General features: G+C 74.9%; 14 protein-coding genes. 8 read left to right on the top strand and 6 right to left on the bottom strand.

Annotated elements, in window-relative coordinates; translation table 11 throughout:
- Window positions 1-125 precede the first annotated feature (125 nt).
- Window positions 126-296, top strand: a complete 171-nt coding sequence (locus AC0QU1_RS13235) for a hypothetical protein (protein WP_483569815.1) — start codon at window positions 126-128, stop codon at window positions 294-296.
- A gap of 39 nt (window positions 297-335) precedes the next feature.
- Here the strand turns inward: AC0QU1_RS13235 and AC0QU1_RS13230 are convergent, their stop codons facing one another.
- Window positions 336-827: an SRPBCC family protein gene (locus AC0QU1_RS13230; RefSeq protein WP_483569814.1), complete on the bottom strand. Its 492-nt coding sequence runs from the start codon at window positions 825-827 to the stop codon at window positions 336-338.
- A 363-nt stretch (window positions 828-1,190) separates the two neighbouring features.
- A complete protein-coding gene (locus AC0QU1_RS13225) occupies window positions 1,191-1,775 on the bottom strand; it encodes a hypothetical protein (RefSeq protein ID WP_483569813.1) in 585 nt (194 codons plus the stop codon).
- Window positions 1,776-2,028: 253 nt separating this feature from the next.
- On the opposite strand from AC0QU1_RS13225, the gene AC0QU1_RS13220 reads away from it, so the two are divergent.
- Complete coding sequence (locus AC0QU1_RS13220) at window positions 2,029-2,685, top strand: RNA polymerase sigma factor (RefSeq protein WP_483569812.1); 657 nt, start codon at window positions 2,029-2,031, stop codon at window positions 2,683-2,685.
- A gap of 11 nt (window positions 2,686-2,696) precedes the next feature.
- On the opposite strand, the gene AC0QU1_RS13215 is transcribed toward AC0QU1_RS13220, so the two are convergent.
- On the bottom strand, window positions 2,697-3,515 hold the full coding sequence (locus tag AC0QU1_RS13215) for a hypothetical protein (protein WP_483569811.1): 819 nt from the start codon (window positions 3,513-3,515) through the stop codon (window positions 2,697-2,699).
- Window positions 3,516-3,743: 228 nt separating this feature from the next.
- Between AC0QU1_RS13215 and AC0QU1_RS13210 the strand changes: the two genes are divergently transcribed.
- A complete protein-coding gene (locus AC0QU1_RS13210; RefSeq protein ID WP_483616208.1) occupies window positions 3,744-6,434 on the top strand; it encodes a sigma-70 family RNA polymerase sigma factor in 2,691 nt (896 codons plus the stop codon).
- On the opposite strand, the gene AC0QU1_RS13205 is transcribed toward AC0QU1_RS13210, so the two are convergent.
- Entirely contained in the window at window positions 6,391-9,279 is a 2,889-nt protein-coding gene (locus AC0QU1_RS13205) for a LuxR C-terminal-related transcriptional regulator (RefSeq protein ID WP_483616532.1), read from the bottom strand. The genes AC0QU1_RS13210 and AC0QU1_RS13205 overlap by 44 nt on opposite strands.
- Before the next feature lie 229 nt (window positions 9,280-9,508).
- Here AC0QU1_RS13205 and AC0QU1_RS13200 point away from each other — a divergent pair, with 229 nt between their 5' ends.
- Window positions 9,509-11,665 (top strand): heavy metal translocating P-type ATPase, encoded by a 2,157-nt coding sequence (locus tag AC0QU1_RS13200; protein ID WP_483569807.1) that lies wholly within the window; start codon window positions 9,509-9,511, stop codon window positions 11,663-11,665.
- A gap of 61 nt (window positions 11,666-11,726) precedes the next feature.
- On the opposite strand, the gene AC0QU1_RS13195 is transcribed toward AC0QU1_RS13200, so the two are convergent.
- Together AC0QU1_RS13195 and AC0QU1_RS13190 are read right to left on the bottom strand one after the other, a co-directional pair.
- Window positions 11,727-12,338 (bottom strand): sigma factor-like helix-turn-helix DNA-binding protein, encoded by a 612-nt coding sequence (locus AC0QU1_RS13195; RefSeq protein WP_483569806.1) that lies wholly within the window; start codon window positions 12,336-12,338, stop codon window positions 11,727-11,729.
- A 12-nt stretch (window positions 12,339-12,350) separates the two neighbouring features.
- Complete coding sequence (locus tag AC0QU1_RS13190; RefSeq protein WP_483569805.1) at window positions 12,351-12,722, bottom strand: sigma factor; 372 nt, start codon at window positions 12,720-12,722, stop codon at window positions 12,351-12,353.
- 111 nt (window positions 12,723-12,833) lie between these two features.
- Here AC0QU1_RS13190 and AC0QU1_RS13185 point away from each other — a divergent pair, with 111 nt between their 5' ends.
- The 4 genes from AC0QU1_RS13185 (at window position 12,834) to AC0QU1_RS13170 (ending at window position 15,469) form a co-directional block, all read left to right on the top strand.
- Window positions 12,834-13,352, top strand: coding sequence for a DoxX family protein (locus AC0QU1_RS13185; RefSeq protein WP_483569804.1), 519 nt, complete (start codon window positions 12,834-12,836; stop codon window positions 13,350-13,352).
- 69 nt (window positions 13,353-13,421) lie between these two features.
- Window positions 13,422-14,276 (top strand): SDR family NAD(P)-dependent oxidoreductase, encoded by an 855-nt coding sequence (locus AC0QU1_RS13180; RefSeq protein ID WP_483569803.1) that lies wholly within the window; start codon window positions 13,422-13,424, stop codon window positions 14,274-14,276.
- 10 nt (window positions 14,277-14,286) lie between these two features.
- Complete coding sequence (locus AC0QU1_RS13175; RefSeq protein ID WP_483569802.1) at window positions 14,287-14,763, top strand: MerR family transcriptional regulator; 477 nt, start codon at window positions 14,287-14,289, stop codon at window positions 14,761-14,763.
- Window positions 14,764-14,932: 169 nt separating this feature from the next.
- Window positions 14,933-15,469: a MarR family winged helix-turn-helix transcriptional regulator gene (locus AC0QU1_RS13170; protein ID WP_483569801.1), complete on the top strand. Its 537-nt coding sequence runs from the start codon at window positions 14,933-14,935 to the stop codon at window positions 15,467-15,469.
- Window positions 15,470-15,628: the final 159 nt, after the last annotated feature.

Here is a 15,628-nt window from a genome sequence, read left to right as displayed (position 1 = left end):
GTACTGACCATACAGTCTGTGCTGACCAATCGACACGGTGCCGAGACCAGGACCCGGCGCGCACGCACCGTTATCCGTCTCGCGGGGGAGGCGGACCGCCGTCGGACGCCCGCATAATCTCGCGTATGAGCGACACGGTCTTCACGCCAGGAGCAGACGTCATCACCACGCGCGGAGGCGGCGTAGTGGTCGACGTCCGGGCAACACCCTCGGGCAAGTTCGTCTTCGGCGTCGAGGATGCCGACGGCGAGGTCAGCTACTTCACGGAGAAGGCGCTCCGGCTCGCGCAGAGCTAGTGCTACAGCGGTAGATCGGGGTGATGCTGGCGGCGGAGATCAGTTGCTTCTTTCGCGGACGTCCTTGCCCTGTTCGGCGAACGCCTTGAAATCCTCCATGTGCTGCTGCGACTGCTTGCGGAAGGCACCGGGCATGAGGCGCCCCATCAGCCGCATCAGCACGCTGTCGAACCGGTACTCGCTCTCCTGCTTCCAGAGCGTCGTCGTCGGGCCGGCTTCGGTCAGCGAATCGCGGACGACGCTCCACATGCCCGCGGCGACGATCTCGCGGTCGAAGTGAACCACGGCCCCTTCGGGGATCCCGTGCAGGTCTGCCGGCTCCCGCCGGGTGATCGTCTCGGTGCCCTCGATCTTCTGCTTCCCCGACTGCAGCACGACCCGTGACGTGGTGCCGAGCTGCCCGTGCACCCCACTCAGCGGCTCGTGCACCACCATGCCCCGCAGCCACTTCGGGAGGAGTGCCGGGTCCGCCAGCATCTGGGCCACCCTCTCCCGCGGCAGGGCGATCTCGATCGAGTTGGTGTACTTCATGACGCGGGTTCCTTCTCGGTGCGGGACGACATGGCGTCGCATGGCTCGCAGACGTCAGGTCGGGTCGGGCGCGTAGAACGCGGTGGTGGCCTCGACCTGCCGGTCTCTACTTATACAAGTGAGTACTGGCATCCTGACAGGCTCGGCTCGGAGCTCGTCGTCGTTCACGGAAATGTCCCGCCACTCCCCAGGAGTGGCGGGACATCGCCCTGTTCTCCCCCCAGCGGAGAGACCGGACCTACCGATCCCGTGCGGTCGTCGACCACGTAGCCGACCGCCCGAGGTGCACCCGCGACCTGGTGACGGGCCGCGGGTGCACTCAGATGGACGGGACCCGAGCGCGACGGTGACGGGTGACCTGCGTCACTTCTTCGCGGAGCGCAGCAGCCCGATCCGGGCGAACAGCACCGCGCAGAGCGCGAGCGTCGCGACCATGAGGAACGTGCCCACCACGGTGTGCATCCACCCGAAGCCCACCTCACCCCAGCGCGCCGCCGACTCGCCGATCAGCACCAGGCGCGTCGTGTTGACCAGGCAGAGCAGCACGACGGCGGTGAGGGCGGCCGCCAGGAGCCGGCCGGCCCGCGCCCGGTGCCACACCGCCAGCAGGACGGCGGTCAGGGCCAGCGTGCCGCCCACGAACAGCGCGGCCGAGCACTCGTGCGTCACCACGAGCCCCGTCCACGAGGTGTCGTCGCCAGGGACCTTCTGGAAGAGGTAGGTCGGCTCGGTGGTCAGCAGCCGGGACGGCCGGCCCAGCACCTCGGCGAGGGTCCACGCCGCGACGGCGGCCTCCGCGTACTGAAACCGCTCGACCGACGTCAGCACCACCGCGGCCAGCACGGCGACGGCGCCCGCGACCACGAGGCGCAGCGTGACGGCGACCGCCCGCCAGGCCGGACGGGACACGGCGGGTTCGGGCGATACGGCGGCGGGCAGGCTGCTCATGGGTGGCTCCTCGTGGTCACGGGCGGGGCGGGGAACAGCGCACGACGGCGCCGGCCCTCAGGGCGTCAAGACGCCGGAACGCGGGCGTCACGACGCCGGATCACCCACTCTGACCAGGCAGATCACCCTGTCGATCACCTCTGTGGCGTCCGACACGCCGCCACCGCTCTCACGTCTTCCCCATCGCGCACACCCGTGCGCCGACGGTCCCGGCCGAGCCGAGCGGGCCGTCACTGCGAGGAGGGGAGCTGGGATGTCGGTGACGACGGTGACGTGGCAGCGCGAGATCGGTCTTTCGGTGAGCGCTGCGGAGCACGCGGCGGACGCGACGAGACCAGCGGACGAGCCGGAGGAGCCGGGCGAGCCGGGTGACACGGAGCTCTTCAACCGCGCGCGGTCCGGCGACATGACCGCGATCGACCTGGTCTGGCGCCGGCACTACGCCTACGCGCTCAAGGTCGCCCGCCGCTACACCCGCGACCTGACCGACGCCGACGACCTCGCCGCCGAGGCGTTCGTCCGCATCCTGTCGCTGCTGCGCGAGGGCCGCGGCCCGCGCGAGTACGCGAAGACCTACGTGGCCCGCACGGTGCGCAACATCGCCACCGACCGCTCGCGCCGCAAGACCCTGCCGACCACGGTGATCGACGAGGCCCACGACGTGCCGGCGGACGACGACACCGCGGCGGCGGTCGTGTCCTCCATGGAGCTCGCCGACGTCCTCGCGGGCCTGGCCGCCTGCCCGCCCCGCCAGCGGTACGCGCTCGAGCGCACGGTGTTCGAGGGCGTCTCCATCTCCGTGGTGGCCACCGACCTGGGGATCTCGAAGAACGCCGTCGCGGCCCTGCTCGTGCGCGCCCGCGAATCGATCCGGCGATTCGTCGCGCGCCGGATGCACGAGCGCGACTGACCGCGCGCCCATCACGCGGCCCCGTCCACGCCGACGTCCACGCCCACCAGCCGCCGCAGCGCGGCCGGGTCGTCCGGCAGTGCCCGCACCGTGATCCGGACCGGGGTGCGCAGCAGGCCCGCGCCGTGCCGGGACAGCCGGGTCAGGGTGGTCCGGGCGAGCTCGACGGCGGCCCGGACCTGCCCCCTGGGCTCCGACCACCCGAGCACCATGGCCACCCCGTCCTGGTAGCCGGCGGGGTCGTCGGCGTCGAAGGCCAGGTGCACGGCCTCGCCGAGCAGCACGTCACGCTCCCAGCGCGCGAGCTGGGCGGCCGCCCCGACCGGTCCGCTCTCGCCCGTCGGCCCGCCCGCGCCGCCGTCGTCCTGGTCGAGCCTGCCGTCGAGGGTCACCAGCACGGGTGACCTGCCCTCGCGCGCGCCCTGGGCGCCCGCGAGGACGTCGGTGGCCCGCGCCAGGAACTCCTCGTAGCGCGGCAGGCCGCTCATCCCCGCGCGCACCGGCAGGTCCGCCGGCCCGGCGTCGGCGGCCTCCCAGCCCGACGCGAACGCCAGCATGACCGAGGCGGGCACGGGCTTGAAGTGCACGGCGTAGAGCGTGGCGACGTCGCGCAGGCCCTCCACCACGCCGACGCCGCTCAGGGCGCGGGTCGTGCCGAGCGCCTCGGCGTGCGGCTCGGCCGGCAGGTCGTTCAGGACGGCGTCGGCGAGGCGGACGGCGGCCGGGGCTGGCCAGTCGTCGGGCATGCGCCAGCCGTCGGCGAGCGTGCGCCTGCGCCAGCGGGCGCACAGCGTGCCGAGGGCGTCGTCACGTGCGGGTGTGGTTTCCATCGCGGGGCTAGACGGCCCAACCACCCGTTGGTGACGCGCGCAACCCGGAACGCCCCGGTCACCCCCCGGATCACCCAGCTGTGATGTGCGATTTCAGCCTCTTTAGCCGTAAAATCCAGCGAAATCAGACGCGCACGGCGCCCGGCCCGGAGTGGCTCGGGTGGGCAGCGGCATGCCCACGTGCGGGTTCAGCACCACGTCCATCACGGCGTCAGGGAGTGCCAGCGCATGCTCGATCTGCCTCGTTCCGCTCGGGTGCGACGATCGGCCGCGGCGGCGACCCCGGCGTCGGACGAGGCGCTGATCGCGGACCTGCGCGCCGGGCAGGACCAGGCCTTCGCCGAGCTCTACGTGCGGCACCACCGGACGGCGGAGAGCGTCGCGCGGCAGGTGGTGGGCAGCGGGCCTGCCGTCGAGGACGTCGTGGCGGACGCGTTCACCTCGCTGCTGGCGGCGGTGCGCGCCGGGGGAGGACCGTCGACCAACGTCCGCTCGTACCTGCTGACGAGCGTGCGCAACGCCGCGATCGGCTACCTGCGGGCGCGGGAGCGGACGGTCCCGGCGGAGGCCGAGATGATCGACCGGCCGCACCACGACGCCGACGCCTTGGTCGCGGCCGACGACGAGCAGCGCGTGCGCCGGGCGTTCGCGGCCCTCCCGCCGCGCTGGCGCCGGGTGCTCTGGTACGCCGACGTGCACGAGCTGGCCCCCGCCCACGTGGCCCCGCTGCTGGGCATCTCGCCCAACGCCGTGTCGTCGCTCGTCCGACGGGCGCGCGAACGGCTCCAGCGCGAGTACCTCCAGGCGCACCAGGACCGGGTGGCGCCGGGGTGCGAGGACTACGCGCCGCACCTGGCCCGGTACGTCCAGGAGACGCTGGCCGCGCCGGTGCAGCACCGCGTGGACGTGCACGTGCTGGCGTGCGCGCACTGCACGGCCGCCGTCGAGCAGATGCGGGACCTCAAGCGGCGCATGCGCGTGATCCTGTTCCCGCTCGGGCTGCCGATCGCGGCGGCGGAGCCGGGGGAGGCGCCGGACCGTGGCGGGAACGCGGCGGGTACAGCGGCCGCTGGCCTCGCCGCGCTCCTGGCCCTCACCGGGCGAGCCCGCACGCTCGCCCGACGCCTGTGGTGGGCGCGTCCCCGCGGCACGCGCCGGGCGGTGCTCCTCACAGCGCCGGTCCTGCTGGTGAGCCTGCTCATCCTCGCGACGGTCGCCGCCTCGGACGTGCTCGACCCGTCGGGGCGCGTCGACCCGCCGGCCGCGGCGTCCGGCCCCGAGGAGCCGTGGATTCCCGGGACGGGTGCGCCCGGCGACGGCGTCCCGCCGTCCGACGAGCCCCCGGCAGGCCCGCCGGACGACGGCGAGCGGCCCCCGGCCGGCGAGGACACCGACCCGCGCGATACCGGCGACGAGCCGGACGTCGCCCCCACGCCCGACCCGACACCGGCCCCCGACTCAACGTCGGACGGCGCTCCGTCCCCCGAGCCGGACCGGACCCCGGGCACCAACCCGGCCCCAGGCCCCGACCCCACCCCGGAACCCGACCCGGCCCCCACCGGCCCGCCCGCCCCCGGACCGCGCCCCACGCCGCCGCCCACCGACCCGCCCGCACCGGACCCCGAGCCGCTCGCCGTGGAGATCGAGCACGACGACCTGGGCGACCTCGTCCCCGGCCGCCCCGGCGTGCTGGGCGCAACGGTCTCCAACCCGAACGCCGACCCGACCGGCGCCGTGACGGTCGACGTGACCCTGCCGCCCGGCGTCGAGCTGGACGCAGCGGGCGCCGCGCGCGCCGTGTCCGCGTGGACCTGCTCCGCCGGTGCCGGCTCGCCCACGGGCGTGGCCTGCGCCGTCGACGGCGTCGCGCCCGGCGGCCGGTCCACCCTGCTCGTGCCGGTGCTGGTGGCCGCCGACGTCGCGGAGGGCACCGTCGACCTGCGGCTGGACGTACGCGGGGCCGACGTCGAGCCCGTCGGCGCGAGCCGGGCGGTGCCGGTGCGCCAGAGCCCCCTCGCCGCCCGCTACGTCGCGACCGGCGACGTGGCGGTGACCCAGGTGGGCGCGCCGGCGTTGCACTGCGCGCCGTCGGCCCCCGGCTGCGCGGCTGCCGCCGACGGCATCGGCAGCGGGCAGGCGCTGAACAACAACGGCTGGAACATGACGCCGGTCGACGACCTGGGGACCGGCACCGGCTCGTCCACCACCGAGCTCGACCTCCCGGCCGGCGCCGAGGTGCTCGCCGCGCGGCTCTACTGGGCGGGCGCCTGCGCGGGCGACGTCGAGCCCGTGCGGATGGCGCCGCCCGGCGGTGCGCTGGCCGCCGTCGGACAACCTGCCGACCTGACCGTGGACCGGGCGGGATCCGCCTACCAGGCCAGCGCCGACGTCACCGGCCTGGTCCGGGACGGCGGCGCCGGCACCTGGGCGGTGGCCGACGTGTGCGCCACCGCGGGCACGGGCCGGTGGGCGGGGTGGGCCCTCGTCGTCGTGCACCGCCCTGCCGACGCCGACCCGGGCGCCTCCGGGCTCGCGATCGTCTACGACGGGCGGATGCCCGTCACCACCCCGGACGAGACGGCGACCTTCGCCGTGGCGGGCCGCGCGGGTACGTCCGCCAGGGTGGGCGCAATCGCGTGGGACGGCGACCGGAGCGCCGCGGGCGACCAGGTCCTGCTGGACGGCGCGCCGCTGGTGCCGCAGCGGTGGGACGGCTCAGCGGCGGCCGGGGCGGGCACGGCGGACAACGCCTTCGACTCCACCGTGTGGGGCTGGTCGCACGCCAACGGGCTCGGCGTGGACGTCAAGCCGTTCCAGCCCGTCGCCCTGGCCGCGCCGCGCGCGGAGGTCACCGTCGTCTCGGACGGCGACGCGTTCACGCTCGGCGCGGTGACGGTCGTGACGGGGAGCCGGCCCTGAGCCGGGCGCGCACCATCGGGTCAAGCAGGCCCAGCTCCCTGGCCCGCTGGAGGGCCGCCGCCCGGTCGTGCACGCCGAGCCGCCGGTAGACCTCCCGGATCTGCGTCTTGACCGTGTTGTGCGAGACGAACGCCGCCTTGGCCACCTGCGTCGACGTCAGGCCGTCGGCCAGCCCGTTGAGCACGAGAAGCTGCCGGTCGGGCACCACCACGAACTCGACGTCGGCCGGGGCGCGGCGCCGGAGGAGCACCTGGGCGACCCGTTCGCCCAGCTCGCCCGGTGCGCCGTCGGCGACGGAACGCAGCACCTCCGGCGACGCCCACCAGAAGGGCAGGTATCCGCCGCCCCGCCGCGCCAGGGCAATGGCGTGCGTGAGCTCGCGCCGCGCTCCGGCCGCATCGCCGACGGCGGCGCGCGCCTCGCTCGCGATCAGGTGCGCCTGGATGCGCGCCCCGGGCGTGAAGCTCTCCCGGACCGAGCCGACGCCTGCAACCGCGCGCAGCGCCTCGTGGTGCTGCCCCTGCGCGAGGTGGAGCTGTGCGTCGAGCAGGGCGGACGCCGGGGTGTCGGTGGTCAGGGCGTCCGCGACCACCAGGGCGCTCGTGCCGCGGCCCAGCGCCAGGTAGAGCCGGCCCAGGTCGAGGGCGAGCAGCGGCGGGACGCGCAGGTCGGCGGCGGTCGGGTCGGCCCCGGACGGCACCAGCCCGCGCTGGGCGAGGACGTCGCGGAGCTGGTCCACGGCGAGCTCCTCCTGCCCGCGTAGGGCGGCCACCACGGTGTCCACGTGCAGCCCCACGAACCAGAGGTCCGACCGGGCCGCCTCCTGGGCCGTGCCCAGCAGGTGCCCCGGCAGGTCGTCCCGGAACCGGTCGAGGTGGAAGAGGGCCGCGGCCAGGGCGGGCGCGTCGCCGACCGCGTGCCGCCACCAGCCGGGCGGCTCCGGCAGGGCGGCGGCCTCGACGGACCAGTCGTCGGCGGTCCGCACGTCGGAGTCGAGCGCGTGGACGAGGGCTGCCGTCTCCGCCGCAGCGGCCGCCAGCGGCAGGGTGCCGGCGCCGAGCGCGCTGTGGTGTGCGGTCTCCGCGTACCGCGACGCCTCGTGGAGCAGCCCGGCCTCGGCCGCCGAGACCGCCGCCTGGAGGCCGACGAGGATCCGCGCGACCACCGGCGCGCCGTCCGCCACCCGCAGCCAGGCGCGGGCCAGGCCGAGCGCCTCCGCGGGACGGCCCGCCCGCCGCAGCCGCGCGGTCCGGATGAACAGCACGAGGGGCTCGTCGGGCGCGGCGGGGCGGTCGGCCGGCGGTTCTCGCCGGCCGGGTCGCCCGGGCGTGCTCCGGATGACGGACAGCAGCGCGCGCAGCTCGGCCGGCATCCGCTGGGCGGCCGCGGACGCCGCGCTCCACAGCGCCTCGGGCAGGGTGGGGTCGCGGCCGTCCAGGACGTCGGTCCACAGGGCCCGCAGCAGGTCACGCACCAGGTCGGGGTCGCCGGCCTCGAGCGCGACCAGGAGGGCGCCGCGGGGGTCGTGCGCGCGCTCCCGGCGGCGGGCCGCCTTCGCGGCGCGCAGGTGCAGCTCGTCCGGGTCCCGCCCGCGCGCGTAGTCGAGCAGCGCCCGGCGCACGCCCGGCTCCACGGCCAGGACGTCGTCGGGCGACGCCGGGTCGTCGCGCAGCACGCCGGTGCTCGCGAGCCGGTCGACGAACACGTGCGCGTCCGGGACCGCCGACAGCAGGCCCGTCGCGGTCAGCTCGCCCCGGCTGAACTGCGGGGCCAGGCACGCCTCGACGAGCACGCTGATCGCCGCCTCCGGCAGCGCCCCGCGCAGAAACGCCGCCCGGTGCGCCGCCGCGACGGTCGCCACGAGGTCGTCGGTGACCGGCTCCCCGGCGGCGCCCAGGCGGTGCAGCTCGGCCAGCACCGGGTGGACGACGGCCGCCCAGCCGGCCGTGGCCCGCACCAGGAGGCGCGCCTGCGCGCCGCTGAGGCTGGCGCCGAGCGCCGCGGCGGCGGTCTGGGCCTCGGCGGGTCGGACGGCGAGGTCGCGCAGGGTGAGCTCTACGTGAGCGACGGTGTCGTGGGGGACGGTGTCGTGGGGGACGGCGTGCGGGGCCGGACCGAGGCCGGTGGCGCTCGGCGTGGTGCCGGGACCGGGGCCGCGCGGGACCATGTCGGGACCGGCATCGCTCGGTGCCGCGCCGAGCAGGGCGGCGTGCGACCACCCGCCGAACGTCGGCTCTGGCTCGGCCAGGGCCATCGCCGTCAGCGCGACGACGTGACTCCTGCGCAGCAGGCCCGCCACCCGGGCGAGGTACGCCAGCGCGGCCTCCGAGGCGGTACCCAGCCGGTCGACGACAAGCACCACCTCGTGGACGTCGAGCGCGGCGGCGAGACTCTCGGGGGTCGTGCTCGCCTTGCCAGCGGGGCTGGCCGCGGCCGGCTCGTCGGTGTCGAGCTCCGGGCCAGCCTCGCCCGCCGCGTACGCGAGCCGCCCGCCGCCGTCGGACCTGACCTGGCCGGTCACGGACGCGAGCCTCGCGCGGACCGCCGTGGCGAGCGTGGGGCCGTCCAGCGCGCTCGACTCGGCGACGTCCACCCAGACGACGACCGTCCCGTCGCGGACGAGCCGGCGCGACCACAGCGCGACGGCCGTCCGGCGGCCGGTGCCGCGCGGACCGCGCAGTATCACCAGGCCGGCCCGGCGCGTGCGGAGCGCGCCGTCGAGCACCTTCTCGACGGTCGGCCTGCGGATCGCGCCGCGGGGCGGCGCGGGAACGTGTTCCTCGGCACGCAGGAGCGACTCGGGCGGCAGCGGGGGCGTCGTCAGCCGGAGCGACCGACTATCCACTCAGCCCCCTCTGATAGGACGACAGGGCCGGGCGGCGCACGCACCCGGCAGGTCTGCAACACCGATCACACTCGTATAGGACGCGGGACGGTCGGGGACGTGTCGAGTGACCTGGGTCACAGCCGGCGTCGTCGGCGCTCGCGGGCATCACTTGACGGGAATACCCCCTAGGGGTATGAAGGTTGGTACTGGCGCCCACAGATCCGTACCGACCCAGGAGCTGTTCCCCATGAGCGAGCCGCACCACCACTCCACCGGACAGCCCGTCGCGCCCCCGCCGGCTGCGCAGCACGACCACGCTGGTCATGGCCACGCCGGTCACGACCACGCCGGTCACGACGAACAGGCTGGGCACGACGCACACACCGATCACGCGGCACACACCGAGCACGGCGCGCACGCCGGTCACACCGACCACGGCGACCACGTAGCCCAGTTCCGCCGCCTGTTCTGGATCATGCTCGCCCTGGCCGTGCCGGTCGTCGGCTTCTCGGCCATGTTCTCGATGATCCTCGGCTACACCCTGCCCGACGCCGGCTGGGTCACCGCGATCCCGCCCGTGCTCGGCACGGTCATGTACGTCTGGGGCGGCTCGCCGTTCCTGACCGGGGCCGTCAGCGAGCTCCGCTCCCGCCAGCCGGGGATGATGCTGCTGATCGGTCTCGCGATCACCGTCGCGTTCGTCGCATCGCTGGGCGCCAGCCTCGGGCTGCTCGACCACCAGCTCGACTTCTGGTGGGAGCTGGCGCTCCTGATCGTGATCATGCTGCTGGGCCACTGGATCGAGATGCGCTCGCTCGCGCAGACGACGTCGGCCCTCGACTCGCTCGCCGCGCTGCTGCCGGACGAGGCGGAGCGCGTGGACGGCGACCAGGTCGTCAAGGTCGCCCCGGCGGACCTCGTGGTGGGCGACGTCGTCGTCGTGCGGCCGGGCGGCAGCATCCCCGCCGACGGCCGGATCGTCGACGGGCGTGCCGAACTCGACGAGTCGATGGTGACGGGCGAGTCGCGCCCGGTACCCCGCGCCCCGGGGGAGTCCGTGACCGCCGGGACGGTCGCCACGGACTCCGGCCTGCGCATCGAGGTGACGGCGACGGGCGACGACACCGCCCTGGCCGGCATCCAGCGCCTGGTCACCGAGGCGCAGAACTCGTCGTCGCGCGCCCAGCGCCTGGCCGACGTCGCGGCGGGCTGGCTGTTCTGGTTCGCCCTGGCGGCCGCCGCCGTCACGGCAGTGGTCTGGTCCCTCGCGGGCATGCCGGACGACGCCGTCATCCGGACCGTGACCGTGCTCGTGATCGCGTGCCCCCACGCCCTCGGCCTGGCCATCCCGCTCGTGGTGTCGATCGCCACCGAGCGCGCCGCCCGCGGGGGTGTGCTGGTCAAGGACCGGCTGGCGCTGGAGAGCATGCGCACCGTCGACACCGTGCTGTTCGACAAGACCGGCACCCTCACCAAGGGGGAGCCGACCGTGGTCGAGGCCCAGCCGGCCGGCGGCGTCGACGGCGACACGCTCGTCGCGCTCGCGGCCGCCGCGGAGTCGGACAGCGAGCACCCGCTGGCCAGGGCGATCGTGCGGGCCGCGCAGGAGCGCGGCGTGCCGGTGCCGCGCGCCTCCGGGTTCTCGTCGTCGCCCGCCGTCGGCGTGACGGCGACGGTCGACGGGCACGAGGTCCGCGTCGGCGGGCCGCGCCTGCTGGAGGAGACCGGCCGGGACGAGCTGGACGTGGCCGACGAGTGGCGCCGCGAGGGCGCGATCATCCTGCACGTCCTGCGCGACGGCGCGGTGATCGGCGGCATCAAGCTCGCGGACGAGGTGCGCCAGGAGTCCGCCGACGCCGTCCGTGCGCTGCACGACCTGGGCGTCCAGGTGGTCATGATCACCGGCGACGCCGAGGCGGTGGCCCGGTCGGTGGCCGAGGAGCTCGGCGTGGACCGGTACTTCGCGGGCGTGCGGCCCGAGGACAAGTCCGCCAAGGTGCAGCAGCTCCAGGGCGAGGGCCGCAAGGTCGCGATGGTGGGCGACGGCGTCAACGACGCTCCCGCGCTGGCCCAGGCCGACGTCGGCATCGCGATCGGGGCCGGTACTGACGTCGCCATCGCGTCGGCCGGCGTCATCCTCGCCAGCGACGACCCCCGGTCCGTGCTGTCGGTGATCGAGCTGTCCCGGGCCAGCTACCGGAAGATGAAGCAGAACCTCTGGTGGGCGGCCGGGTACAACCTGATCTCCGTACCGCTCGCCGCGGGCGTGCTGGCGCCGGTCGGCTTCGTGATGCCGATGTCGGCGGGCGCGGTGCTGATGTCGCTCTCGACCGTCGTGGTCGCGCTCAACGCGCAGCTCCTGCGCCGGCTCGACCTGCGGCCAGGGCGGGTGGGGCGGCGCTGAGCTCCGTGCGGGTGCCCGCGCCGCCGTCGTACAGTGACGGCGTGCCAGCGCCGCCGCGCCTTCACGGCGCGGCGGCGCTCGGCCTGAACCCGGGCGCTCGGCGCAGCAGCACGGTGTGGATCGCTGCGATCAGCCCGTCCGTGATCAGGAGGCGGATCAGCGCCACCGGATCGCCGTCCTGCGTGGCGATCACGGCTATCCCGTCGTCCAGGGCCAGTGGCGTCAGGGTCCAGCCCCCGCCTGGGCCCAGGTAGCGCAGCGATCCGGTGGCCACCCGCTCCGCGCCCGTGTCGAACCCGAGGCGCGCGCCGCGGAGGGTCGCCCACCCGGAGACGTCGGGGTGCAGCACCCTGGCGAGCGCGTCCAGGTCGCCTCCGGCGCACGCCGCGATGAACCTGTCCACGACGTCCTGCAGCTCGGGGTCCACGCGCGGTGACTCGGGCGTCGGGCCGGCTTCCCGGATCGCCCGCCGAGCGCGGCTGGCGAGCTGACGGACGGCGGTGGGCGTGCGGCCCACCGTCTCCGCGACGGTCTCGAACGGGATGCCGAACACGTCGTGCAGCAGGAACGCGGCGCGCTCGCCGGGCGTGAGCCGTGCCAGCACGACGGACAGCGCGCGCCGGATCTCGTCGTCCAGGGTGACCCGGTCGGCCGGGTCCGGCGCGGCGGCCACGGCGCCGAAGGTCTACGTGGTGGGGTCGTGCGGCGCCGACAGCCGCCCGTGCGCCGAACCGATCCGGTCCAGGGCGAGGCGCCGCACGACCACGACCAGCCACCCGCGCAGGTCCCGGATCTCGCCCACGTCCTGGGTCGCCAGGCGCGCGAACGCGTCCTGCACCACGTCCTCGGCCTCGGTGGGGTCCGCGAGGATCCGGCTCGCGACGGCGAGCAGGTAGGCCCGGTCGTCCCGTGAGGCGGCCGCGACCCGTTCCGTGGCTGTCCGTTCCGTGGCTGTCCGTTCCGTGGCTGTCCGTTCTGTGGCGCCCCGTTCTGTGGCGCCCCGTTCTGTGGCGGGCCGCTCGGTGTCGCCGCCGTCAGCTCCGCTGTACCCGCTCATGCGCACAGGACGATCGTGACCCCTCTGGTGTGACGGTCACATCCGAGCACGGTGGTTCGTCCTGTCCCCGCACCGGCAGGCAACCCGCCCGCCGACGACCCAAGGAGCACCATGCTCACCACGACCCTGTGGACGGCCCAGACCGTTCTCGCCCTGTACTTCGTGTTCGGCGGCCTGCCCAAGATCCTCGGCACCGGCCTCGACCGCTGGCTCGGGTTCGACGACATCCCGCGTCCCGTCACCATCCTGATCGGCGTCGCGGAGCTTGCCGCGTCGGTCGCGCTCATCCTCCCGCCGCTCGTGGGCGCCTTCGAGTGGACGACGCCGTTGGCCGCGGTGGGCCTCTCGGTCATCGCGCTGATGGCGAGCGGCTTCCACATCCGGGCCGGGGAGTGGCTGCCCGCGCTGGCGACCGCGCTCTGGGCGATGCTCTCCGGCGCGGTCGCCGTCGGCCGCTGGGGCCTCCTGGCGACCGGACCGTCGCTGGGGTCCGATCTCCTGGTGCCGGTGATCGCGGTCCTCGTGGTGGCGATCGTCGTGACCCTCGTCGCGGTCTTCCGGATGCCGGCGCCGTCGCGTGCCGAGGCGCGCAAGGCCGCCGTCCGCTCCGTCGAAGGGACGCACGCATGAAGCTGGTGAACTGACCGGTCGGCCCCCGGGCTTGCCTTCGAGCGCGCTCGAAGACCTAGCGTCGCCGGCATGACGACACAGACCTGGATCATCACCGGCGCGTCCCGCGGCCTCGGCCGCGCCCTGGCGACGTCGGCGCTCGCGGCCGGCGACCGCGTGGTGGCGGCGGTGCGCCGCCCCGAGAGCCTGGCGGAGCTGGCCGCCGCCCATCCCGACGGCTGTCTGGTCGTCCCGTTCGACGCGCGGGACGTCGGCGCCGCCGACGGTCTCGTGACCGCAGCCCTCGACCGGTTCGGCGGGCTCGACGTGCTCGTCAACAACGCCGGCCGCGGGTTGGTCGGCGGGGTCGAGGAGGTCAGCGACGCGCAGCTTCGCGAACTCATGGACCTGCACCTGTTCGGCCCCGCCGCGCTCGTCCGGGCCGCGCTGCCCGCCATGCGCTCGCGGGGTCACGGGACGATCGTGCAGATGAGCAGCCAGGGCGGGCGCATGTCCTTCCCGGGCGTCGCGGCCTACTCGGCGTCCAAGTTCGCGCTCGAGGGCTGGTCAGAGGCCCTGGCCGGGGAGGTCGCTCCCTGGGGTATCCGGGTGCTGATCGTCGAGCCCAGCCGGTTCCGGACCGGGTTCCACGCCGAGCTGGAGATCGTCGCGCCGTCGGAGGCCTATGGCGACGGGCTCGCCGCCGTCCGCGCGGACATGGCCGGGGCCGACGGGATCCAGGAGGGCGACCCGGAACGCGCCGCCGAGATCATCGTGTCCCTCGCGCACGGCACCGAGGTGCCGCTGCGGCTGCCGCTCGGCCGCGAGGCCGTCGAGCGCATCTCGGCCATGCACGAGCGCGGCCTGGCCGAGATCGAGCGCTGGGCCGAGACCGCCCGCAGCGCCGACTTCGCCGACGCCCCGGCGTCCGTGCGGCCGATCTAGGCTGGTGAGCATGGCGACGGACGAACTGATGTCCCGCGCGCTGGCGGCGCTCGGGGACGACGGCGCGCCGTCGGTCGAGGTGATCCGCGCCCTCGCCGACCTGGGCGGGACGACCGAGCCGATGACGATCGCCGAGGCCGCCGCCCACCTCGACGTCTCACCCCACACGCTGCGCTACTACGAGCGCGCCGGCCTGGTGGAGGTGGGCCGCGACGCCACGGGCCACCGCGTGTACGACGCCGCGGCCGTGCGGCGCCTGGTGTTCCTCACCCGGATGCGGCTCTCGGGCATGCCGATGCGTGACCTGCAGCACTACGTCGCCCTCGTCGACGCCGGGCAGCACACCGAGCCCGAGCGGCTGGACCTCCTGATCGAGCACCGCGACACCATCCGCCGTCGGATCCGGGAGCTGACCCTCTCGCTGGCCGCGACGGAGTACAAGATCGCGACCTACGGGGGAGCGACGGGCCCGGACGTCTCGGACTGACCTGAGCCTGTACTTCCGGGACTTCCCAGTGAGTTCGTGACTTCCCAGTGAGGTCGGCACTTGGCATCGAGATCGGCTCAGCCCTGGACCGATCTCGATGCCACATGCCGAACTCGCCCGACCAGCGGCGCCATTGCGAGTGGCGCGCGTCACGTGTTATGCATGAGTCATGCATGATAGGACGGCAAACCTGCTCGGAGCGGCGTCCCTCGCGGTCACCGACGTGATGCTGGGGGCGACCGCCGCCGCTGCCGCCACCGGGCCGAGCGGCACGGCGGCGCTGATCGCGCTGTCCAGGGCGCCCGGGCTGTCGGCGACCGAGGTCGGCCGCCGGGTCGGCCTGACCCAGTCGGCCGCGACGCGCATGGTGGACTCCCTGGAGTCGCGCGGGCTGGTCGAGCGCCGCCCGTCGATCGGCAAGTGGGTCGCCGTCCACCCGACCGAGCGTGGCCGCCAGGCGGCCGAGGCCGCCCTGTCGACCCGGGAGGACCGGGTGGCCGCCCTGCTCTCGTCCCTGGACGACGGCGAGCGGGACACGCTCTCGGCCCTCCTGGAGAAGCTGTTGGTCGCGGCGTACGACGAGAACCCGAACACCTTCGTGCTCTGCCGGCTCTGCGACCGCGACACGTGCGCGGACGGCAGGACCACGCACTGCCCCGTCGGAGCCGCCGACCTCGAGGCGCGGGCCAACGAGCCGGGGGACTAGGACGTGCGAACAGGGCTGTCGGCGCCGAGCCGCAAGTTCCTGATCACCGCCCGGCGGCCGAACCGCAAGTTGGTCGCCCTTCTCGCCGCCGAAACGCAAGGTACTCGTCGATCAGGGCCCGTCAGGACACACAACGTTCGGTTCGACGTCGGCGGCGAC

Source organism: Promicromonospora noduliphila (genome assembly GCF_056951025.1).
The sequence above is the reverse complement of the archived record's forward strand: the minus strand, read 5'-3'. Positions and strand labels throughout refer to the sequence as shown.